We start from the raw sequence: 20,815 nt of genomic DNA on the forward strand, positions 1-20,815 counted from the left end.
TCATAATTTGTGGTAAAAATCTTAACATTCTTTGAAACCGTTCTAGAATTTGATATGTAAAGTAATGTAATTACTTTTTCTAAGAACTTTATATATCGTTCTAGTACATAATCAACATTATTCTCAAGGATGATGAAGTTCATTAGTTTAGTATAATATTCCGTTGAATACAAAGTCTGTTTATCCATGTTTTCAACAAAATATTTTATTCTATCATTATGATTAAAAGGTAAAAAAGAACTAACTTTCCATATATAATTCTCTAAATTAGCATTTGCAACTTCTTTACTTACAGGCATACCTTTATCATCTTTTGAAAAGAAATTCATTAAAGGAATTGCTGGATATGACACTCCAGAACCAATTAAAATATTCAAATTTTTAGTAAGAACATTTCTTTTAAATTGTTCAATATTAAATTCCTGCACTATTCATCTCTCCTTCCTCTACCTCCCCACTCTCAATGGTTCAATGACCTCTTCAATGAGTTTGGTATAGGCTTCTTTGATGTGTTTTTTGTAGCTGAGCGGGTTGAGGGCATCAGCTGTTTCTGCTTTGTAATCTTTGTAGCGTTGGCTCTTGGTGAGCTGGCTTTCACCAGATTGCTTCTTAGCACCTTTACGATAGTGTTGAACGTAGTAACGAAGTTCATCGAGTCCGACATACCATTTTCTGGCAAAGCGTTTGAGATGGTCGTCTATGAGGGCTTCAATCATAGTGTCCAAGACACCAGTGATAGATTGTCCTTGGTAATCTTTAGGATTGGCTTGGACTTCTTTCCACAAATTTCGGATGATTTCTGCTAGTTTAGGATTGGTGCGTTCCAGACTCTGGATATAGTTATCAACAGTTTCGATATCCTTGTCACTGAGGGCCTGTGGACTATCTTCTTCCTGCTGAATCATACTTTGAATCAGGGTCAGGATGTAAGCATAGTTAATCTCATCGACTTGGACGGATTCCAGTTCGTAGTGGATATCAAAGAGATTATCATCACCATCATCTTCTGCTCTGCTTTTGAGCTCTGCTAGGATATTTTGATAGATTCCTAGATAGGTTTCGAGCTTTTCATCTGATAGTCCTGTTTCCGCATAGATAGCCGCTTCATCATATTCACTATAGACACGGATAGACGCCAGATACTTGTCAAAAGTTTGATAAGCCTTGGCAATGCGACGGAGTTGTGGGCTAGTAGCCTGCTCAATCGTGATGACATAGTTTTCCACATCTTCCACTTTTACTTGGAAGTCTATCCAGGCTTGGATGAAATTGGCTTTTTCTTCTGCCCAGTCTGGGGCAGTAACATCATTTTCACCACCGTTTGAGTAGAGTCTAAGGGCGTTATCCACAGCCTCTTTAAAAGCTTCTGGTCTTTGGAAGGTGATGATATGGCCATAGCGCTTTTTACTGTCAAAGATGCGGTTGGTGCGACTAAAGGCTTGAATCAAATCCTGTGGACGCATGGGCTTACGGTCGATAAAGAGAGTTGATAGACAGGGGGCATCAAAACCGGTCAAAAGACGGTCAACGACGATGACCAAATCCAACTGCTCATTGCGAGGAATGTATTTATCTAACTTTCTGGCTAAACGATTATTGATATCCGTGTTAAAGCCACGCAAATCAGCCATAGTAAAATGGGTACTGAACTCCTGATTGTAGTCGTCCATGACCTGTTTCATGTGGTCTTGGTAGTCGATAGACTCTTCTTCATTTTCCGACACTGAGTAAGTGACCGTCATCTTTGGAAAGTCGGGTAGCACGCGCTTAGCTCGCTCTGACACCTTGACACGTTCCTGTCCTGCCTTGATACTCTTGAGCAGATTGTAATAAGCCTGAGCTTGTGGAATGGACTTAACCGTTAAGATAGCCTCGTAGGTCTTGCCCACACCATTTGGAAAGCCCAACTGTTGATAACTTTTGTTTAGGATAGCATCCAAGACTTCTAGCATGTGCTCTTTATCTTCATAAACAGAGTCAGGAAGGTCTTTTTCAGGAATCGGCGAAATAATGGTATTTCGATAATCCACCTTAAAACCAAGAACAGCCCCGTCATGGATGGCTTCTTTGACCGTATACTCGTGTAGGCGTTCCCCATATTGTTGGTGGGTGGTTTGTGCCAAATCGCCTAATTGCTTGCGTTTATTTTCCTTGAAAATCGGTGTGCCTGTAAAGCCATACCAGAGCGAATTGTGGAAAAAGCCCTTGATATCTTTTTGCGTCTGAGGCGTGACCGCACGGTGACATTCATCCACAACGAAAGCTACACGGAGGTCCTTGATTTTTTCCGAATCCTTTTGGTATTTACCTTCCCCAAACTTGCGCATCATGGTTGTGATTTTCTGGATAGTCGTCACAATCACTCGCTTATCATTTCCTGCCAAACGCTTGACCAAATCATGGGTATTGTCTGTTTCGTCGATATCGATAACATCATTGGCCGCATAAGAGAGAAAGGACGAGGTCGTCTGCTGGTCAAGGTCCCTACGGTCGACGACGAAAATTGTCTTTTGAATGGCTGGAATCTGCAAGAGGTTGCGAGCCACCTTGTAGGAGGTCAGGGTCTTACCAGAACCCGTGGTATGCCAGATATAGCCAGATTCCTGACGGCGAGAGGCATCCTGAACAGACTCGATGGCATGGATTTGATAAGGACGTAAGAGGATGAGTGCTTTCTTACTATCATCAATAACGGAGTACTGCATCACCATCTGATGGGCACGTGGAATAGACAGGACTTCGTGGGCAAAGTCCATGAGACTGGTCATGGGTTTATTATCTTTATCCACCCAAGATGTCAAGAACTGTTTATTGAGCTTATCTTCTCGTGCAGCTGCGATATAACGTGTATCAACCTTATTAGTTACAACAAACATCTGAAGGGCAGAATAGATGCCACGTAACTTTCCTTCACGGTCATACTTTTTGATTTGATGAAAGGCATCCAAAAAAGCCACACGAGGACTCTTGAGCTCGATATGGATAAGAGGAAGGCCATTTATCATCAGAGTTGTATCTAAACGACGGTCCTGATCTTGTGGATAAGCCTTGTCACGTTCCACCTGATTGACCACTTCGTAACTGGATTTTCCAGCAGCGATATTGTCACGCCAGATGACAGAAAGTCGGATAGTCCCAAGGCTAGCATCCTCACGTTGCACCTCGACTTTGGCAATACCATTTTCACCCGCCAACCACTTAGCAGCTTCATAATAGTTAATGAAGTTAAGCTGGTTCTTGATTTGGCGCTTCTCCTGGTCGGTCAAGGGATGGTCAGCAAGTAAGGCAACGTTATTCTGAGCTAACTTTTCAAAAAAGTTGTCCCATAATTGACCTTCATTTTTTAAGTCTGGGCGATAGGTCCACTGGCTCTCACCAGAGGTTAATTGCTCGATTAATTGACGTTCTATCTCAAGTTCTGGAGTAACTGCTGGCATGACTTATCCTTTCAACACTGTCGTAATCCCTTACATTATAGCATTTTCACGGTTTCTTTCATAGTTTTGGGAAAATTCAAACAAAAAAACACGGCCCGAAGGTCATGTTTTTATCATCTATTTATTCCCCCCTATGAATCGTAAACCCTGTGGCTTGTTGGTTAGCCATGATGGTCATGTCTGAAACCTGGACGCGTCGTGGTTGCTTGGTAACGTAGAGGACAGCATCCGCAATATCTTGGGCTTGGAGGGCTTCCAAACCTTGATAAACCTTGGCTGCCTTGTCCTTGTCACCGTGAAAGCGAACTTGTGAAAAGTCGGTCTCAACGATACCGGGCTGAATGGTTGTCACCTTGATATCTGTGGCAATGGTATCAATACGCAAACCATCGCTGAAAGTTTTCACTGCGGCTTTTGTAGCTGAATACACAGCTGCACCTGCATAGGCATAGATGCCCGCCGTAGAGCCCATATTAATGATATGTCCCTCATTGGCAGCAACCATGCTTGGTAGAATCTGACGTGTCACCATCATCAAGCCCTTGACATTGGTGTCGAGCATGGTCAGCAGATCCCACTCTTCATAATCTTGATAGGCTGTTAGGCCTAGTGCCAGGCCTGCATTATTGACTAAAACATGGACTTGCCCCACACTTTTGAGAATGGCTTGGCAAACATCCTTGATCATGTCCATATCGGTAACATCCAATGCAAAAGTCCAAACTTTTTGATTGGGATAGGTTGCTTGGAGCTCTTCTTTCAAGGCTTGAAGACGCTCCACACGGCGACCTGTTAGGATGAGATTTTCTCCCTCTTTAGCAAAGGCACGCGCCGTTGCTTCGCCAATTCCTGATGTTGCTCCTGTAATAAGTACGTTTTTAGGCATGATATCCTCCACTCCTATAGTTCAGCTTACCCTAATCGTTATTTGTCAATTCACTCAACTTCTTGATAAAATCAGGAAGTTCAAGCTTGGGCAGGGTAGATTTTTTATTTCCTGACTTCCAAAATATCGAGAGTAATTGGTTGAAACCATCTTGAAGAACCTTTTTTTGTTGGTCAGTAAGATTGCCAAATTCTTGCAACAACTGACCTAACTTAGGGAGAGTTTTGATACTAATATCGTCTAGACTCTCAATTCCAGAATCAAGAATGGTATCAAAGAACAAATCACAGACCTGCTTGAGTTCTTGATTGGGCAAGGTCTCAATCCACTCTTGGAAGGTTTCTTCCAAACGTTGACTCAACTCTGTTGGCTGGTCCTCATAAACAAAATCTCCTGCTTCTAGGTCAACCTCCCAAGTCAAGGCGTTATGTTGAGCAAATCCAATGCCTTCTGCTGCGACTAGCTGGGCAGGCCTATCCCAATAGAGCATAACCCCCACAACAGAATCTTGAGGTCTAATAACTGTCATCCTGGCTTTTAACTCTTGGTAAGAAGGCTTCTCTAAGAGGGGCTTCATCAATCCCGGAGAATCCAGAAGCAATAGCTCTGCTATTTGCTCGCGTAGAGCAGTCGAGCTTTGAACAGCCGAATAGAGGGCAAGATTACCACCCTTGGAATGTCCAGAAACAGCGATATGGCCACTGAGTTTTGGCAAGTGCTCAGACAGAAAGGCAATAGCTGAGCGATGGGCTGGAATTTCCCGACTGTAGGTCAGCTGAAAATCCTCCTTCCAGCCAATAACACTATCATCAGTCCCACGAAAAACAATCTGTTGGTAGTCCAGTTCAGGCAGGCTAAAAATCATGGCTGCAAACTGCTTTTCGACTTCCTTGTCCAAGACACTACAGTAGTCACTTAGATTAAGTCCAGCGAAACGCTTCGACCTGACCATGGCTTCAGCCAAATCTACCCGTTCCTTAGTCACCATGAAGGTATACTCAGGATTTAGCTCTTTACCCTCGGCATAGTCATGTAAATTGATGGTTTTCTGTAAATCACTTGCTGTGAGGTATTTTTCATAAGTCAGGTAGCCAATTTCATTGATGCAAACCTTATCCAAGATATTGAGAGGCTCTTGATCAAAGGTAAGTTCCTTTACCTTTTCAAGATAATCGATTAGATTGGACATAGTAATCTCCTTGAAGTCTTTCTTACTTTGATTTTACTAGAATTTTCAAAAAATTGTTAGTGAAAAATGTGATATGATAAGAGAGATTATTTATTAGGAAAAGGAAGCTTATGACTATTTCACGATTTTACCGTATTTTACTAGCTCTTTGTGGACTGGTAGGAGTCTCTATCCAAATCCATGATGATGGTTGGGGCATGCTACTCTATTACACCGTTTTGTCCAATATCCTCGTCTTTTCTAGTTTGATTTTCTTTATCATCTATGACTTCAAAAAAGGAGATGCGACGACTAACACAAAACTCTTGCGTTACAAGGGTGGCGTAACCATGGCCATCCTCATCACTGGAGTCATCTATCACATCCTCTTGGCTCCTATTACAGAACCTGAGAAATTCTGGACCCTCCGCAATTTCTTGGTTCACTATATTGTCCCTTGGGGATTGGTGCTTGATACCCTCATTTTCGATGCTAAGAAAGCCTACCGTCTCCGTGAACCAATTTACTGGTCAGTGGTCCCTCTGTCTTACTTTGCCTTTGCCCTTCTAAATGGCTTGGTTCTAAAACTCCCAATCCCAGGTGCCAAAGATAGCCCTTTCGCCTACTTCTTTATCAATGTCAATAAATTTGGTTGGAACAAGGTCTTGGTAAACGTCCTGGTCATCAGTGCTGGGTATATCGCTGTTGGCTATCTCTTATATCTCTTGAAAAAATTTATCGGTCGTAAACCAGCATAAAATACAAACTGAGCTCCAAAAAGGAACTCAGTTTTTTCTATTGCAACAAGCCCAATTTATCAAAAGCTTTGTACAAGCCATCAGCTTCAACATCGTCTGTGACTAGGTCTGCCATAGCCAAGATTTCTGGACCACCATTTCCCATGGCAACACCAATCTCACAGTATTCCAACATAGGGATATCAATCTTGGCATCACCAAAAGCAATGGTGTCCGAACGCTTAGCCCCTAAATGTTCCAAATGGACATCAATGGCATGGGCCTTGTTAATATCCTTAACACCCAAGTCACCAAATAAGGCTGTTTCACCTCGTCCTCCCCAAGTATGGGCTTCAAGCTGTGGAAAAGCTTCTTTGGAATCCAAGTGATCCTGATAGGACTCCAAAACGAAACTGACCTTGTTTAGGTCGTCACGGTAGAGTTCCCCACCATACTGGAGGCCATGAATGAAATCTTCTGGTTCCTTACCCTCAACAGACTCTGCAGATTGCCCCTTTTGAATAGCGTAAGTCTTAAGTGTCTCACGCGCCCGCTCCCGAAAATCAGGACTGGCAAAGAGGCCGTTATTACTCTCCAAATAAAAGGCAAGATGGCGCTCTGTTAGCCAATCCACAATCTTTGCTGCATCTTCCTTGGAAATCAGCTGATGCATGAGGACTTGGCCATGATGCTCCACATAAGAGCCATTGCCACCAATCATCCCATCCAAGCCAATTTCCCATAATTCAGGTTGCATTTCTGCCTTACTACGTCCGGTACAAACATAGACCAGATGCCCCTTTTCACGCGCCTGACGAATTGCCTTTACTGCTGACTCTGGAATGCGGTTATGATAATCCACCAATGTCCCATCAACATCTAGAAAAATAAGTTTTGACATGTTCTCACCTCGAGTCTTCTTTTACTTTATTATACCCTGATACTGCTCCAAGAGATAATACTTTCCTCAGACAAACTGATACTATCCTACGATAATATTGTCTCCAATCCAAAGCATTGCCATTTCTCCTGAAAGAAGCTATGATGAAGATATGAATGATTTAAAAACACTACTGAATCACCTGTCCTATAAATTAGCAGCCTATGATGCCCAAGGAAACTTTCTCTACGACAACGGTGGCGCTGACGGTAGTTTCTTCCCCCGTGAGCCTGAAAATCTGCCCGATTGGATCATGTCTGAAGTTCTAGCATCTCCTACCAAAGAAAGAAGTTATCAGATTCCAACAGACAGTTTTGATCAAGTCCTCATCCAGACCTACCAAGCTGCTATCGACAACGAAGGAAAGGTCCTAGGATTTTGGGAGACTATTTATGATTTGAAGCAACCTCTCAAGACCTATCTGGATAACTCTGCTCAAGCTCTTGTCGCCTGGTCTGATGCCACTAGTGGCGCTAGTTTCAAGGAAGAAACTGACTTTTAAGCTAAATTTCTTGCTTTAATAAATGAAAAATTCACTTAATTCAAGGATAGCTCAAAACACCTTTATTCATAAAATGTGCCTAAGTCAGCACTACAAAGGCTTTTTGGAAATCAGTCACTTTAATATCTCTCACAGAATTTATAAACATTCTATTTTGCATTTTTGCGCTATTTAAGGTAGAATGGGAGTAATGAGAAAAAGAATAAAACCGATCGTTGTTTACGTGGTTCTAGCTCTTTTAGGATTAGCATTAGTTATTGCAAATATTCACAATACGTCCAAACAACAGGCGCATCTTCAAAACGTGAAATCTGCTATTCCTTATGCTACTACACCAAAAACAACAACCAGTAGTACATCTAGCAGTTCCGACGAGGAGCTGATACTCAATCCCATTATCGACCTTTCAGGGTGGCAACTACCTCAGGATATCGATTACGATGTCTTGTCAAATCATATTTCTGGTGCTATCGTCCGCGTCTTCGGTGGATCACTGATTAGTAAGGATAGCAATGCCGCTAGTTCGAATGGGGTCGACAAATCTTTTAAAACACATATTAAAGAACTCAAAAAACGTGACGTTCCAGTTGCCGTCTATTCCTACGCTCAAGGTACTTCTGTCAAGGAGATGAAGGAAGAAGCTCGTATTTTCTACAAAAATGCTTCTCCATACAAACCGACTTATTACTGGATTGACGTCGAAGAGGAAACCATGTCTAACATGGAGCAAGGTGTCCAAGCCTTTCTCGCTGAGCTCAAACGACTTGGAGCTGAAAATGTTGGTCTCTATATTGGTGCTTATTTCATGCTCGAGCAAGAAGTTTCAACTAAAAACTTCGACGCTGTTTGGATTCCAGCCTACGGTACCGATTCTGGTTATTACGAGGCTTTACCAAACACTGAAATCGACTATGACCTTCACCAGTATACGTCTCAAGGAAGCCTTCCAGGTTTCGACAACATCCTAGATCTTAACCAAATCAATCCAGAGAAAAACAAACGTAAAACCTTTGAAAAACTCTTTGGTAAGATTAAGCAAAAACCAACTAAAAATAAGAAGACTACTTCGACAAGTTCATCTAGTAGTCAGTAAAAACCAGTGTCTAAGGCACTGGTTTTCTTCTTGTCAAATTGGTTTAGGCGTGTTAAGACGATTGTGTTATAATGGATGGTAGAAATGTATAACTTTAAAAGGAGATATGACAATGGCTAAGAAAGGCAAAGTCAAGAAAACCTTGGTTGACCAAATTCTTGATAAAGCTAAAATTGACCATGATAGCTTATCCTTCAATGGTTTAGAAGGAGAGCTTCCAGAAGATGTGGCACGTGAGAGCATTTATAAAACCCTCGCCCTTAAGGGAGATAAGACAGGACCAGTCATCGGCATCGTCCCTATCACCGAGCACCTGTCTGAAAAGAAATTAGCTAAAATTTCAGGGAACAAGAAAGTTCAAATGATTCCACAAAAGGATCTCCAAAAAACGACTGGCTATGTTCACGGAGCCAACAACCCAGTGGGAATTCGCCAAAAACACAATTTCCCTATTTACATCGATCAGTCTGCCCAAGAAGCTGGTTTCCTTATTGTCTCAGCGGGAGAAATTGGGCGCTCTATCCGTATCAATAGTCAAGAACTTGCTGATTTTGTTAATGCTGAATTTGCTGATATTAAGGAGTAATCATGAAACTGTATTTTGTACGTCACGGTAAAACTGAGTGGAACTTGGAAGGCCGACTTCAAGGCGCCAAGGGAGACTCGCCTTTGCTTAAAGAATCTGTTGAACAAGTACGTGAGCTAGGTCACTACCTCAGTGACACTCATTTTGACTTGGTCTTCTCAAGTGACCTACCACGTGCTAAAAAAACTACAGAGCTCATCATGGAGTCTCAAAAACCTAAAGCTAAAGTTACCTACACTAAAGCTTTGCGTGAATGGCAGCTTGGCAAACTGGAAGGACAAAAAATTTCACTCGTTCAGGCCATCTATCCAAAAGAAATGGATGCCTTCCGTCATAACCTAGCCAACTTCCGTGCTAATGACTTCCAAGCTGAATCTGTTTACCAGACAACCAAACGTGTGGCCGAATTTGTCAAAACACTTAAAGATAGTAATGCTAAAAATGTCCTCATTGTTGGTCACGGAGCTAACCTAACAGCTTCTATCCGTACCCTCCTTGGTTTTGAACCGGGTCTTCTTCGTAAGGCAGGAGGTCTTGACAATGCTTCTGTCACTATTCTCGAAACCAATGATTTCGAGCACTTCACTCTCAAATGTTGGAACGATACATCTTATATGGATGAACAAAACAAGATTAGCTAAACCATCGACTGACTTCATAAGACAAGCGATCCTGAACAAGGGTCGCTTTTTTGCACTCAAAAAGCCCTTAAATCTAATACTTTAAGAGCTTCACTTCCATTATTTCCACTTCGGTTCATCTGGCAAACGATTTAATTCGACACCAAAGTCTCGTGCCAAGTCCTCTAGTTCATTTTCAAAATCGTCTAGTTCCTGTAAGACAAGATCATACTGTCCTTCAGACAATAAACGCTTAAAACGAAGACCACGACTCAAGATAAATTCCACGTCTATTTTGGCAGTTCTATGGACATGTTCCCAATAGTTGTTAGCAAACCCTCTTTGCTTTTCTTCAGCATTAAGGTGGTCCGCTAAGGCATAATAAGAATCCCAAGCAACGCACTTCATCTGTTCTGCGTCTCTAACACCTTCGAAGAGATCGTCACGTTTGGCTTCGAGTGCTTCTACTTCTTTTCTCAAAGCCTCACGTTCAGCACTTAGTGCTTCAATATCATGTTTTAAGTTGTTGATTTCTACCATTTTCAAACTCCTTATCTCACGTTCTAGACAATAAAACGGCCACACGAGGCCGCTCTATTTATCTTCCATATTTCATACGAAGGATTTTTTCCTGGTTAGCATTCAAACGAAGAAGGATAACCACTTTATCAATACTCATATTGCTCTCAAGAAGACGTTCAGCCGCCATCATAAGACCATTATTGATACCTAGTTGAAGGACTGGATTTTCATTATCATTGATATCAAAGATATATTTGTTATTTGGAAGGTCGAAAAGGACTTTCACCGCTCCAAAGAGTTGCTCAAAACTATCAATTTCCAAGTCAAAGACTGGCTTAGTACCTGGTTTAAGGCTACGTCCACGGTGGTTAAACCACATAGAATGCCAACCACCATTGAAGGCCCCCATGACATCATTGTCATAAGAATCTCCAACATAGAGCGTCGTCGATGGATTCATGTCAAATTGCTCAGCTGCGAGGTTGAAGATTTCCTTCTCAGGTTTTTGGAAACCTGTCGCCTGACTGACGATGACACGCTTAGGATCAACGTAATCATAAAGTCCCAACTTCTTAACCTTTTTAAGTTGGTGCTCTGTTGGTCCATTGGTAATAATCCCCATAGGAACATTTTTTTCCTTAAGGAAATCAAGGGTCATGCGCATTTCATCAAGCATGGTGATGTTTTCCAACTCATGCTCGTAAACCTCTTGGAAATGGTTACCCGTTTCTTCATCAATTTCACGGTAGCCAAACTCCAAAAGGGTCTCTTTACAGCGCCAAAAACGGAAATACTCGGTTGTCCACTCACCAGCCATTACACGTGGAAAACCAACATCAGAATAGTGGCGGAAACGAATGTAGGCTTGATTCATGTGACTCATATCAAAGTCAGGGAAACATTTTTCCATGGCAATACGATAAGGTGCCTGTTGGTCATAAATAGTATCGTCAACGTCAAAAACAATAGAGGTAATCATCTGTCCGTTCTTTCTTATATCATTCTCTTGTCAGAGACTTTGATAAATTAAGAGGTCTAACAACTAAACTACTGCATCAGCCGCTCCTAATTTAATCTTCAGTCTTGCAAAAGTAAGCTTTAAGTCAACTGTCTTGTGGCAATCTTGCTCGTCTGTTGTTTATCAGAACGCAATTGCCCAAACAGTCTTATTATACCGTTTTTGCCCTTTCTTTTCAATTTTTGACCCCACTTAAGAAAAGATTATTCGTGTTTTGAAGATAGAAAAAGGTTTGGAACAATTTGTCCCAAACCTAAAGCATCTTGTCATATTCAGATACTTATTTAATTTCTTTGAAGGTCATTTTTTGTTTGACTTCACCCTGACCACCTTTGGCAATCTGATAATAGAAGTCTTTTGATGTGAAGTGGTCACCATAAGCAAAGACCTTATTATACTGCCATTGTGACAACTGATCGTCCTCTTTTTTACCAAGAGTCAAGGTAGTTTTTGTCACACTGTATTCCCACTTAGCTGTTTGGTCATTATAGGCCTTGTCAAAATCAGTCTGACTCTTAGCAGCATTAACCACTGTCGTACGATCTTGACTCACAAGTGCCTTGTTACCACCTTCTTGGAAGGCTACATACATGACACGATTATTGACCTCTCCGTTTAGAGAACTTGAGTATTGGTAAACCTTACCAGGCACAACACTATCTAAATGGTGTGTTCCCCAGTAATAGAAAGCACCAAATCCAGCTCCCGTAACCAAGAGACAAGCAAGAACGACACTAATAATGATATTTCTCTTTGACATGTCTTGCCCCTCTCTATTCATCACCAGTTAGATCAGAGAAAGTTGCCTCTGAGTCTGTTTCAGTGTGGCTTGAAGAACTTGATGATGAACGTTCAACACTTGATGAGCTTGAACTCATGCGTGTTTCTGTTTGAGAATCATCACTTGATGACGACTTAGATTCTGATGATTTTTCAGTGCTTGATGATGAACTTTCTTTTTCCTTGTAAACATCAACGTTGAAAGCCCACTTATCACCCTTATAACTTACCTGAATTTGAGCATATTTTGACTTGATAAGATCTGACATCTTACTATCCCTGTTAAGAGCGTCATAAATCTTTTGAGCAAGAGCCTTGGCATTAGCTTCCGTTTTGGCACCATCTTTAGGTCCATCAACAATATCTTTAGCCTTTGGCGTTTCACCTTGAAGGTAGAGAGCTGTGCTTTCAGTGTCCTTCTTAGCTGTAGCATTTACACCAGTCTTATCATCTGCATGTGAGAAGAAAGTCCATGCTGGACCACCTGAACGATTTTGTCGATAAATATTTGAGAATTCTTCTTGAACCTTGTCTTGGAAAGCATCATCAGTCAATTCTTTTTCCTTAGAACTTTCTGTACTTGCTTTGCTTTCACTACTGCTTGCTGTTGAGCTTGATGCAGAAAATGATGATCCACTTGTTGAACTTGATGAAGCATCTTTAGATTCAGATGATGACGAAGAAGAGTCCTTGCCATCTTTAGAATCTTTAGTATCTTTGTCTTTATCGTTATTATTGTTTGTCGTGTTATTTGAGAATGAAACGCTATTGTCAGAATTATCTGGAGCGTAAATCACTGTATTCTTAGAATGGTCATCAGAAACAAAAGTGCTGTTATTGATAATCACTCGGTTGTTATCACCGTAGTAGTTGTTGATAACAATCTTAGAATGTGCACAACGGTAACCATTACCAGTCACATGATAACCTGCTGGTACATCACCATCACGTTTCAAGATGAGGACATCACCTGCAAAGATAAGATCAATATTCTGAATATTGTTATCGTAGGCTAATTTTTCAATAGAAATTCCAGTCGCTTGAGAAATTCCCCACAAGGTATCTCCCCATTGAATCACGTACTGTTGACCATCTAACTGCTGTGGATTGATATTCTGAGTTGTCAAATTATTTGTAATTTGTTCAGGTGTGCTGGCAATCCAGTTTGTAATATCAGCAGCGTGAGCACTCGTTTGATTTTGATAAAAGCTATCTGCTAACACAGATACCGTAGGCATCCCAATAGGTGCTAGTAAAGCGCCAAGCATCACGGCTTTACTAACATAATTTTTCTTTTTCATCGTATTTCCTCCTTATATCATACGAAACTTACTTTGCTATTGTACACCCTTTTTATTATATTTGTCAATAAATTCTATAACTTTCTAATCAAAGATTAATGCTAGTTAACGATTTGTCCTAAAAATAGACAAATCCTAGCTTTATTTATCTGACATTTAATCATTTGTCCTATCTTTAGAAGGTGATTTATGATACAATAATTACGACTATTTTATGGAGGACTAACATGTCAAATCAACACATGGAAGAATTGAACGATCAACAGATTGTCCGTCGTGAAAAAATGGCGGCCTTGGCTGAACAAGGAATCGATCCTTTTGGTAAGCGATTCGAACGCACAGCTACATCTGGTCAATTAAAAGAAAAATACGCTGACAAAACAAAAGAAGAATTGCACGAAATCAACGAAACTGCTACTATCGCAGGTCGTTTGATGACTAAACGTGGCAAAGGTAAAGTTGGCTTCGCCCACATCCAAGACCGCGATGGTCAAATCCAAATCTACGTACGTAAAGATGCTGTCGGTGAAGAAAACTACGACATCTTCAAGAAAGCTGACCTTGGTGACTTCCTCGGCGTCGAAGGTGAAGTTATGCGTACAGATATGGGAGAACTTTCTATCAAGGCTACTCATATCACGCACTTGTCTAAAGCCCTTCGCCCATTGCCTGAGAAATTCCACGGACTTTCAGACGTTGAAACCATCTACCGTAAACGTTACCTCGATTTGATTTCTAACCGTGAAAGCTTTGACCGCTTTGTCACACGTTCAAAAATCATTTCTGAAATCCGTCGCTACCTCGATGCTCAAGGTTTCCTTGAAGTCGAAACACCTGTTCTTCACAATGAAGCTGGTGGTGCTGCTGCTAAACCTTTCATCACTCACCACAATGCACAAAACATCGACATGGTACTTCGTATCGCGACTGAGCTCCACCTCAAACGTCTCATTGTTGGTGGTATGGAGCGTGTTTACGAAATCGGACGTATCTTCCGTAACGAAGGTATGGATGCCACTCACAACCCTGAGTTCACATCTATCGAAGTTTACCAAGCTTACGCTGACTTCCACGATATCATGAACTTGACTGAAGGTATCATCCAACACGCTGCTAAAGCGGTTAAAGGTGATGGACCTATCAACTACCAAGGAACTAAAATCAAGATCAACGAACCATTCAAACGCATCCACATGGTTGATGCAATCAAGGAAATCACTGGCGTTGACTTCTGGCAAGACATGACTTTGGACGAAGCCAAAGCTATCGCCGCTGAAAAGAATGTTCCAGTTGAAAAACACTACACTGAAGTTGGTCATATCATCAACGCCTTCTTCGAAGAATTCGTTGAAGAAACCTTAATTCAACCAACATTCGTTTACGGTCACCCAGTTGCTGTGTCTCCATTGGCTAAGAAAAACCCAGAAGACCCACGCTTCACTGACCGTTTCGAGCTCTTCATCATGACAAAAGAGTACGGAAATGCCTTCACCGAATTGAACGACCCAATCGATCAATTGTCACGATTCGAAGCACAAGCTGCTGCTAAAGAACTCGGTGACGACGAAGCAACAGGCATCGACTACGACTACGTTGAAGCCCTTGAATACGGTATGCCACCAACAGGTGGACTCGGAATCGGTATCGACCGTCTCTGCATGCTTCTCACTGACACAACAACCATCCGTGATGTCTTGTTGTTCCCAACGATGAAATAAAAAGTGATATCCCATTAGTCAAATAATGGGATATTTTTATATGAGGTATAAACGTGTTCAAAAAATTACAGTCCCTATTTAAGAAAAAATCAAGTGTGGGTGAACAGGCTGATACAAAAATAGAAGAAAGCCAAGTAGACTTTCTCATAGACCGCACAGATTATTTCTTCGATCACGCACTTGTATTTTATTGTGAAGAAAACGATATCCCTTCAGAAAAACTAAGCCAATCAGATATGCAAGGGATTAGTAAAAGAGCTGCTTTTCATCTCAGTATCTTCGTCGCCTGGCTAGCAAAACATGATTTCCTGAATCCCCAAAGTGATGGATTTAACCTTGAGGATGCACAAAAACTCAAGAATGAAACGATTACGGGTACAGACTATCTCTTTAAACATCTTGATGAAAAACTCTATTCAACTGATATCAGTAACACACTCCTTCCCTTCATCTCTGATTTTTATGAAGATTACATGGATTTCTGTTATACAGTCTTGGTTGATGATGTTGCTAGAACTGAATTTGACTGGAAAATCTATCACTTAGTTGAAGATGATATTGACGAGATGTTTAGTCAATATAAGACTCACATCAGATAATATTTAAAAACGCTTCCCTCAATCGAGAGAAGCATTTTCTTATTTCCAAAATTTTGCTTTTGAAGCTGCGACCCAAGCTGACAAACAAGCAAGGGCTACTACCGCATAGATAGCGTATTGTTTCGCAGGATAAATCCATGCTTTGTTTTCTTCATGCCAGCGAGACTTCCAGAGGCCGATGTAATCTCCGGTCATTCCAGGATTTTTAAGGCGCTCCATGTAATTGGCAGGTAGGTTATCAGGCTGATTCATCTGCACGTTAATGATAAAGATAAGCAAAGCAAGCGCAATGACAACTAGGATTGCCAGGGTAATCTTTTTCTTAGCTGTTAGTTGAAATGTTTTCAATTATTTTTCTCCCTCATTTATGAAATAATCTACTCATATAGTTTAGTATAAAAAGGCAATTCTGAAAAGTCCTCTATGACACCAATGTAAGATAAGTCAAAACCTTGCACATCTTCCTCATGGTGCTATAATAAAGATGTCGGTCTGTCTAGAAATAATACACTTTTAGGCAGATATGACTTAGAAAGAGGTGTTTATGACATATTCAAAGAAGGTTTCCCTTTCTGAGGTAAACCAATCCATAGATACACCAAATAATAATCGTTTTTGGCAAAATCTTAAGGCTTTCTTAGGACCTGGGGCTCTTGTGGCAGTGGGTTACATGGATCCAGGGAACTGGATTACCAGTGTCGTCGGTGGGGCGACCTACAAGTATAGTCTGCTTTTTGTCATCTTAATTTCATCTTTAATCGCTATGCAGTTGCAACAAATGGCTGGGAAATTAGGGATTGTGACCCAAATGGACCTAGCTCAAGCGACTGCCTATCACTCGCCCAAATGGTTGCGATACACGCTTTGGGTGATTCTGGAGCTGGCCTTAATGGCGACGGATTTGGCTGAGGTGCTTGGTTCTGCCATTGCTCTTAACCTGCTCTTTGGTATTCCAATTATGGTTGCCATTCTGGTGACAGTCCTTGATGTCTTCCTGCTACTGCTCATCATGAAGCTGGGATTCAAAAAAATCGAGGCTATTGTTTCAACCTTGATTTTGACTATCTTGGTTATCTTTGTCTATCTGGTAGCCTTGTCTGAGCCTAGTATTACGGGAATCCTAGAGGGTTATCTCCCTACGCCAACGCTCTTCGAGCCACATGCTGCTGGACATACCAACCAGTTGACCTTGGCGCTTGGGATTGTGGGTGCGACCGTTATGCCACATAACCTCTACTTGCACTCATCCTTGTCACAGACTCGTAAGGTTGACTATTCTGATGGCAAAGACGTGACTAAGGCTGTCCGTTTCATGACCTGGGATTCTAACATCCAGTTGACTTTGGCTTTTGTGGTTAACTCCCTCCTCTTGATTTTGGGGGCAGCTCTCTTCTTTGGTCATGCTTCTGATATTTCAGCTTTCTCACAGATGTACAATGCTCTTCAGGACTCTAAGATTGCTGGTGCGGTAGCTAGTTCGACACTTTCAACACTCTTTGCCTTGGCGCTCTTGGCTAGTGGTCAAAACTCTACCATTACTGGTACTCTGACTGGCCAAATTGTCATGGAAGGCTTTCTCCATATGAGGTTACCGCAGTGGGTAATTCGTTTATTCACACGTCTCTTCGCCTTGCTACCTGTTATCGTTGTAGCTATTCTCTACGGTGATCAAGAAAAGACTCTGGATCAACTGCTAGTTTATTCACAGGTTTTCCTTTCACTTGCCTTGCCATTCTCTATCTTCCCTTTGATTTACTACACTTCTAAGAAATCACTCATGGGAAAACACGTCAATGCTAAGTGGAATACTTTCCTTGGTTATGCCATCGCTATTGTCCTAACCATTCTCAATCTCAAACTTATCATTGATACGTTTTAAACAAAAAATAAGGCCAGCGCCATGCTGACCTTGTTTTAGTTTTTGAAGGCGTCAACGAGAACTTGGAATTCTTCATTGCTAAGGGTAATCCCCTTACCCATCTTGGTATGGTCTGGACTCCATGTACGGATGTCATACTTAGCCGGTGCGCCATTAAAGCTCACACGATTGAGTTCCTTAGTCCAGCCCTTGTCATTCTCAGACAAGACCAAGAGTTTTTCTTCAATTTCAAATGAAAATTCTGCCATTTGCTTACCTCCACTAGCTTTATTCGTTTTTTTCTGTGAAAATTGTGTGTTTTAGAAAGAAGTTATCCACAAAATTTCACCTTTCATGCTATAATTATTTTATCAAGAAACGAGGGAAATGACCATGATAAACTTTTTAGAAGCGGTAAAGCATCAGCTTCATCAGTTTGTGGAAACAGGTCACAGCAAACCTGTCCACCTAATGCAAAATCAGCTTATCAATGATATCTATCACGCTATAGATCATAACCAAATGGTCATGCTGACATCCAATCAGAAGACCTATAAGGGCTACATCAACCGTTATGACAGAGAGCGACAAGCCATCTTTATCGAGCAAGATAAGATCATCAGCATGATTGAACTAAAAGAAATCAAACGTCTAAAAATCATATCACAACGAGGTTAAGTTTATCAGTTAACCTCGTTTTATTATGAGGTTGACTATTTCAGAAGTGCTTGTTATAATAAGTTAACTATTAATTTATGAAAGGTTAACTAAAAATGACGCAAAATCGTACATTGTCACTCATACTTCCCGCCTTCGGTGCTGCTATCATTGCCGCACTGGCTCAAATTGTTATTCCTATCGGTGCAGTTCCCATTACGCTTCAGACTTTTGCTGTTGGACTGGTTGCTGCCATCCTTAAGCCAAGAGAGGCAACTCTTGCTGCCACCCTCTACCTTATCCTAGGCGCTATTGGTCTACCGGTTTTTGCAGGAGGTGGCGGTGGGCTCCAAGCCTTCTTTGGTCCTTCAGCTGGCTATCTGCTTGCCTACCCATTTTTTGCACTTGTCACATCTGCACTGGCTCATGCTAAGACTCCTATCTGGAAGATCTTTTTGGCTTTTGTTTTGGGAGATGCACTTGTCTTTGTCGGTGGTATCCTTAGCCTGCACTTTCTTGGAAAGATGGGATGGTCTGCAGCTGTAGCAGTCGGTTTGACACCCTTTATCATCCCAGACCTTTTAAAAGGTCTGATTGTCGCTTTGGTGACTAAGCCAGTTTTAAAGGCTCTTAAAAATCATAGCTACTTTAACTAAAAAAAAGATTGAAGACTTTGTTCGTGTGAACAGAATCTTCAATCTTTTTATTTTTCAAAATAAATATCATAGTGCTTTGAACAAGCTGGGTTGAAGGCACTATGACAATTGGGACAGGCTACTGCCTCTTGATATTCCTCAATAGTCATCTCATGCCGACAAACGCCACAAATAAGGACCTTGTCCTGTTTCAACTGACAGGGATAAGCTCGAAAGCTATGTTCCTCCAAGCTATCATGACACTGATAACAGGCATAATACTTCAGACACTCAAAGCATTTTAAGGCAACAATATCTAGTGTGGAATGGTAGTGCTGGCACCTACTCTGGTCATCTACCAGGAGGCCATTGATTTGTCTTGTCATTAGGCACGAACAGTTTTACTTGAACCATCTTTTTGGTAGAGGTTAATCAAACCTTCTTTAGTTGAACGAATCATGTCACCAGGTTTAACTTCTTGTGGCACGGTAATTGTAAGAAGTTCCATTGGGTTTGGTGCACGGTCAATCTTGTTACCATTAGCATCGTGAAGGTCTTTGATATCACATTCAAAATGACGGAAGCCTGGTCCGTAGAATTCAACATGGTCACCTTCGAGAATAACGTTACGTTGACGGATTGTAGCTGTCATAGTGGCTGGATCAAAGTCTACTACTTCACCAACGAATTTGTATTGTGGAATCTTACGACGGGCACCAAAGAGTTGCTCGTTTTCTGTTGGTGTCTTGTAGTAGAAACCTGTTGCCAATTCACGTTGGGCAACTTTCCAGAGTTCGTTAATCAAATCATCTTTGATGGCATAAAAGGCTTCTGCACTTTCCATGTAAGCGTCACAGGCAGCCTTGTAACAGTTGGCAACTGTTGATACGTAGTGGACAGATTTCATACGACCTTCGATTTTAAGGCTGTCAACACCATTATCGATAAGGTCTGGGATATTTTCAATCATACACATGTCAACGGCTGACATTGAGTATTCTTCAGGAACTTCACCGTGGATACTCTTTCGCTCTTGGCCGAATGGCATGTCGTAAAGATCATATTTCCAACGGCATGACTGTGAGCAACCACCACGGTTGGCATCACGGTCTGACATGTGGTTAGAAAGGGTACAGCGACCTGAGTATGAGATACACATAGCACCATGGACAAAGGCCTCAATTTCAAGGTCCGTACGTTTACGGATTTCAGCCAATTCCTCCATAGTAACCTCACGTGCCAAAACAACACGGGTCAAGCCATACTGTTTCCAAAAATGGAAGGTTTCAACGTTTGTCGCAGATGCTTGCGTTGACAAGTGGATATTAAGTCCTGGAGCGTAGGTTGAACAGATTTCAATCAAGGCTGGGTCAGATACGATAACGGCATCGAGTCCCATATCACGCAATTCACGGAACCACTCACCAGCTCCTTTTTCATTTCCTTCATGGGTAACCATGTTTGAAGCGACGTGCACATCAACACCTCGTGCGTGAGCGTATTCGATACCTTCGCGAAGCTCATCCATGGTAAAGTTTCCGGCACGGCTACGCAAACCATAGGCTTGTCCACCAACGAAAACAGCATCTGCGCCGTAATTTACAGCGACTTTCAATTTTTCCAAAGTCCCAGCAGGTACCAAAACCTCTGGGCGTTTTTTAGTTGTAGTCATAATTTCTCCAATTTGCAAGATTGTCGATTTTTGTTTTTAGAAGTCTCCTTCGTTCCCTGAAAATGGAAAACTCTCAAACGAAGGAG

Annotated in this window: 22 protein-coding genes and 1 pseudogene; 10 read left to right on the forward strand and 13 right to left on the reverse strand. The window is 41.6% G+C overall.

The window, feature by feature from the left end; all coding sequences use genetic code 11:
- The 4 genes and pseudogenes from H7U02_RS09100 to H7U02_RS09115 form a co-directional block, all read right to left on the reverse strand.
- A pseudogene (locus H7U02_RS09100) lies at positions 1–428 on the reverse strand (hypothetical protein); the annotation flags it as partial.
- Positions 429–446: 18 nt separating this feature from the next.
- Positions 447–3,437, reverse strand: a complete 2,991-nt coding sequence (locus H7U02_RS09105) for a type I restriction endonuclease subunit R (protein WP_201043220.1) — start codon at positions 3,435–3,437, stop codon at positions 447–449.
- Positions 3,438–3,558: 121 nt separating this feature from the next.
- Entirely contained in the window at positions 3,559–4,323 is a 765-nt protein-coding gene (locus tag H7U02_RS09110; RefSeq protein WP_201043222.1) for an SDR family NAD(P)-dependent oxidoreductase, read from the reverse strand.
- Between the two features lie 31 nt (positions 4,324–4,354).
- The gene (locus tag H7U02_RS09115; protein WP_201043224.1) at positions 4,355–5,512 is read right to left on the reverse strand and encodes an Mbeg1-like protein; all 1,158 of its coding nucleotides are present in this window, start codon (positions 5,510–5,512) and stop codon (positions 4,355–4,357) included.
- Between the two features lie 110 nt (positions 5,513–5,622).
- On the opposite strand from H7U02_RS09115, the gene H7U02_RS09120 reads away from it, so the two are divergent.
- Positions 5,623–6,249, forward strand: a complete 627-nt coding sequence (locus H7U02_RS09120) for a Pr6Pr family membrane protein (RefSeq protein WP_002890606.1) — start codon at positions 5,623–5,625, stop codon at positions 6,247–6,249.
- A gap of 37 nt (positions 6,250–6,286) precedes the next feature.
- Here H7U02_RS09120 and H7U02_RS09125 read toward each other — a convergent pair whose 3' ends face one another.
- Entirely contained in the window at positions 6,287–7,129 is an 843-nt protein-coding gene (locus H7U02_RS09125; RefSeq protein ID WP_118189085.1) for an HAD family hydrolase, read from the reverse strand.
- Positions 7,130–7,280: 151 nt separating this feature from the next.
- Between H7U02_RS09125 and H7U02_RS09130 the strand changes: the two genes are divergently transcribed.
- The 4 genes from H7U02_RS09130 (at position 7,281) to H7U02_RS09145 (ending at position 9,990) form a co-directional block, all read left to right on the forward strand.
- A complete protein-coding gene (locus H7U02_RS09130; protein ID WP_037600404.1) occupies positions 7,281–7,670 on the forward strand; it encodes a hypothetical protein in 390 nt (129 codons plus the stop codon).
- Positions 7,671–7,860: 190 nt separating this feature from the next.
- Positions 7,861–8,763 (forward strand): glycoside hydrolase family 25 protein, encoded by a 903-nt coding sequence (locus H7U02_RS09135; protein WP_037600402.1) that lies wholly within the window; start codon positions 7,861–7,863, stop codon positions 8,761–8,763.
- 112 nt (positions 8,764–8,875) lie between these two features.
- Complete coding sequence (locus H7U02_RS09140) at positions 8,876–9,349, forward strand: aminoacyl-tRNA deacylase (RefSeq protein ID WP_014634221.1); 474 nt, start codon at positions 8,876–8,878, stop codon at positions 9,347–9,349.
- A 2-nt stretch (positions 9,350–9,351) separates the two neighbouring features.
- Positions 9,352–9,990 (forward strand): histidine phosphatase family protein, encoded by a 639-nt coding sequence (locus H7U02_RS09145; RefSeq protein ID WP_129852396.1) that lies wholly within the window; start codon positions 9,352–9,354, stop codon positions 9,988–9,990.
- A gap of 99 nt (positions 9,991–10,089) precedes the next feature.
- Here the strand turns inward: H7U02_RS09145 and H7U02_RS09150 are convergent, their stop codons facing one another.
- The 4 genes from H7U02_RS09150 to H7U02_RS09165 form a co-directional block, all read right to left on the reverse strand.
- A complete protein-coding gene (locus H7U02_RS09150) occupies positions 10,090–10,509 on the reverse strand; it encodes a hypothetical protein (protein ID WP_145516258.1) in 420 nt (139 codons plus the stop codon).
- A 58-nt stretch (positions 10,510–10,567) separates the two neighbouring features.
- Complete coding sequence (locus H7U02_RS09155; protein ID WP_002890593.1) at positions 10,568–11,470, reverse strand: HAD family hydrolase; 903 nt, start codon at positions 11,468–11,470, stop codon at positions 10,568–10,570.
- Positions 11,471–11,789: 319 nt separating this feature from the next.
- Entirely contained in the window at positions 11,790–12,269 is a 480-nt protein-coding gene (locus tag H7U02_RS09160) for a hypothetical protein (RefSeq protein ID WP_004182767.1), read from the reverse strand.
- Positions 12,270–12,282: 13 nt separating this feature from the next.
- Positions 12,283–13,590: a LysM peptidoglycan-binding domain-containing protein gene (locus tag H7U02_RS09165; RefSeq protein WP_179968739.1), complete on the reverse strand. Its 1,308-nt coding sequence runs from the start codon at positions 13,588–13,590 to the stop codon at positions 12,283–12,285.
- A 227-nt stretch (positions 13,591–13,817) separates the two neighbouring features.
- On the opposite strand from H7U02_RS09165, the gene lysS reads away from it, so the two are divergent.
- Together lysS and H7U02_RS09175 are read left to right on the forward strand one after the other, a co-directional pair.
- Positions 13,818–15,308, forward strand: a complete 1,491-nt coding sequence (gene lysS / locus H7U02_RS09170; protein ID WP_179968738.1) for a lysine--tRNA ligase — start codon at positions 13,818–13,820, stop codon at positions 15,306–15,308.
- Positions 15,309–15,361: 53 nt separating this feature from the next.
- Complete coding sequence (locus H7U02_RS09175) at positions 15,362–15,907, forward strand: hypothetical protein (RefSeq protein ID WP_179968737.1); 546 nt, start codon at positions 15,362–15,364, stop codon at positions 15,905–15,907.
- 39 nt (positions 15,908–15,946) lie between these two features.
- On the opposite strand, the gene H7U02_RS09180 is transcribed toward H7U02_RS09175, so the two are convergent.
- Entirely contained in the window at positions 15,947–16,255 is a 309-nt protein-coding gene (locus tag H7U02_RS09180) for a hypothetical protein (protein WP_201043226.1), read from the reverse strand.
- Between the two features lie 196 nt (positions 16,256–16,451).
- On the opposite strand from H7U02_RS09180, the gene H7U02_RS09185 reads away from it, so the two are divergent.
- Positions 16,452–17,786 carry an Nramp family divalent metal transporter gene (locus tag H7U02_RS09185; RefSeq protein ID WP_021144417.1) on the forward strand — a complete coding sequence of 445 codons (1,335 nt, stop codon included), beginning with the start codon at positions 16,452–16,454 and terminating at the stop codon, positions 17,784–17,786.
- A 35-nt stretch (positions 17,787–17,821) separates the two neighbouring features.
- Here the strand turns inward: H7U02_RS09185 and H7U02_RS09190 are convergent, their stop codons facing one another.
- Positions 17,822–18,034, reverse strand: coding sequence for a YdbC family protein (locus tag H7U02_RS09190; protein WP_002886106.1), 213 nt, complete (start codon positions 18,032–18,034; stop codon positions 17,822–17,824).
- A gap of 124 nt (positions 18,035–18,158) precedes the next feature.
- Here H7U02_RS09190 and H7U02_RS09195 point away from each other — a divergent pair, with 124 nt between their 5' ends.
- Both H7U02_RS09195 and H7U02_RS09200 read left to right on the forward strand, forming a co-directional pair.
- Positions 18,159–18,443, forward strand: a complete 285-nt coding sequence (locus tag H7U02_RS09195) for a hypothetical protein (RefSeq protein ID WP_004182773.1) — start codon at positions 18,159–18,161, stop codon at positions 18,441–18,443.
- Positions 18,444–18,538: 95 nt separating this feature from the next.
- On the forward strand, positions 18,539–19,078 hold the full coding sequence (locus H7U02_RS09200) for a biotin transporter BioY (protein WP_037600379.1): 540 nt from the start codon (positions 18,539–18,541) through the stop codon (positions 19,076–19,078).
- A gap of 47 nt (positions 19,079–19,125) precedes the next feature.
- On the opposite strand, the gene H7U02_RS09205 is transcribed toward H7U02_RS09200, so the two are convergent.
- Together H7U02_RS09205 and H7U02_RS09210 are read right to left on the reverse strand one after the other, a co-directional pair.
- Complete coding sequence (locus H7U02_RS09205) at positions 19,126–19,443, reverse strand: CHY zinc finger protein (protein ID WP_118171917.1); 318 nt, start codon at positions 19,441–19,443, stop codon at positions 19,126–19,128.
- Entirely contained in the window at positions 19,443–20,729 is a 1,287-nt protein-coding gene (locus H7U02_RS09210; RefSeq protein WP_004182776.1) for a peptidase U32 family protein, read from the reverse strand. The genes H7U02_RS09205 and H7U02_RS09210 overlap by 1 nt, the downstream gene beginning before the upstream one ends.
- Positions 20,730–20,815: the final 86 nt, after the last annotated feature.

The organism is Streptococcus sp. 3.1 (assembly GCF_016648915.1).
GTDB classification, from domain to species: domain Bacteria; phylum Bacillota; class Bacilli; order Lactobacillales; family Streptococcaceae; genus Streptococcus; species Streptococcus salivarius_E.

Excerpts from the sequence above, each read along its gene's own strand:
- H7U02_RS09190 (WP_002886106.1), bottom strand. The coding sequence starts at position 18,034 with ATGGCAGAATTTTCATTTGAAATTGAAGAAAAACTCTTGGTCTTGTCT.
- H7U02_RS09210 (WP_004182776.1), bottom strand. The coding sequence starts at position 20,729 with ATGACTACAACTAAAAAACGCCCAGAGGTTTTGGTACCTGCTGGGACT.
- H7U02_RS09200 (WP_037600379.1), top strand. The coding sequence starts at position 18,539 with ATGACGCAAAATCGTACATTGTCACTCATACTTCCCGCCTTCGGTGCT.
- H7U02_RS09160 (WP_004182767.1), bottom strand. The coding sequence starts at position 12,269 with ATGTCAAAGAGAAATATCATTATTAGTGTCGTTCTTGCTTGTCTCTTG.
- H7U02_RS09130 (WP_037600404.1), top strand. The coding sequence starts at position 7,281 with ATGAATGATTTAAAAACACTACTGAATCACCTGTCCTATAAATTAGCA.
- H7U02_RS09155 (WP_002890593.1), bottom strand. The coding sequence starts at position 11,470 with ATGATTACCTCTATTGTTTTTGACGTTGACGATACTATTTATGACCAA.
- H7U02_RS09145 (WP_129852396.1), top strand. The coding sequence starts at position 9,352 with ATGAAACTGTATTTTGTACGTCACGGTAAAACTGAGTGGAACTTGGAA.
- H7U02_RS09205 (WP_118171917.1), bottom strand. The coding sequence starts at position 19,443 with ATGACAAGACAAATCAATGGCCTCCTGGTAGATGACCAGAGTAGGTGC.
- H7U02_RS09135 (WP_037600402.1), top strand. The coding sequence starts at position 7,861 with ATGAGAAAAAGAATAAAACCGATCGTTGTTTACGTGGTTCTAGCTCTT.
- H7U02_RS09120 (WP_002890606.1), top strand. The coding sequence starts at position 5,623 with ATGACTATTTCACGATTTTACCGTATTTTACTAGCTCTTTGTGGACTG.
- H7U02_RS09125 (WP_118189085.1), bottom strand. The coding sequence starts at position 7,129 with ATGTCAAAACTTATTTTTCTAGATGTTGATGGGACATTGGTGGATTAT.
- H7U02_RS09195 (WP_004182773.1), top strand. The coding sequence starts at position 18,159 with ATGATAAACTTTTTAGAAGCGGTAAAGCATCAGCTTCATCAGTTTGTG.
- H7U02_RS09140 (WP_014634221.1), top strand. The coding sequence starts at position 8,876 with ATGGCTAAGAAAGGCAAAGTCAAGAAAACCTTGGTTGACCAAATTCTT.
- H7U02_RS09110 (WP_201043222.1), bottom strand. The coding sequence starts at position 4,323 with ATGCCTAAAAACGTACTTATTACAGGAGCAACATCAGGAATTGGCGAA.
- lysS (WP_179968738.1), top strand. The coding sequence starts at position 13,818 with ATGTCAAATCAACACATGGAAGAATTGAACGATCAACAGATTGTCCGT.
- H7U02_RS09185 (WP_021144417.1), top strand. The coding sequence starts at position 16,452 with ATGACATATTCAAAGAAGGTTTCCCTTTCTGAGGTAAACCAATCCATA.
- H7U02_RS09105 (WP_201043220.1), bottom strand. The coding sequence starts at position 3,437 with ATGCCAGCAGTTACTCCAGAACTTGAGATAGAACGTCAATTAATCGAG.
- H7U02_RS09150 (WP_145516258.1), bottom strand. The coding sequence starts at position 10,509 with ATGGTAGAAATCAACAACTTAAAACATGATATTGAAGCACTAAGTGCT.
- H7U02_RS09165 (WP_179968739.1), bottom strand. The coding sequence starts at position 13,590 with ATGAAAAAGAAAAATTATGTTAGTAAAGCCGTGATGCTTGGCGCTTTA.
- H7U02_RS09115 (WP_201043224.1), bottom strand. The coding sequence starts at position 5,512 with ATGTCCAATCTAATCGATTATCTTGAAAAGGTAAAGGAACTTACCTTT.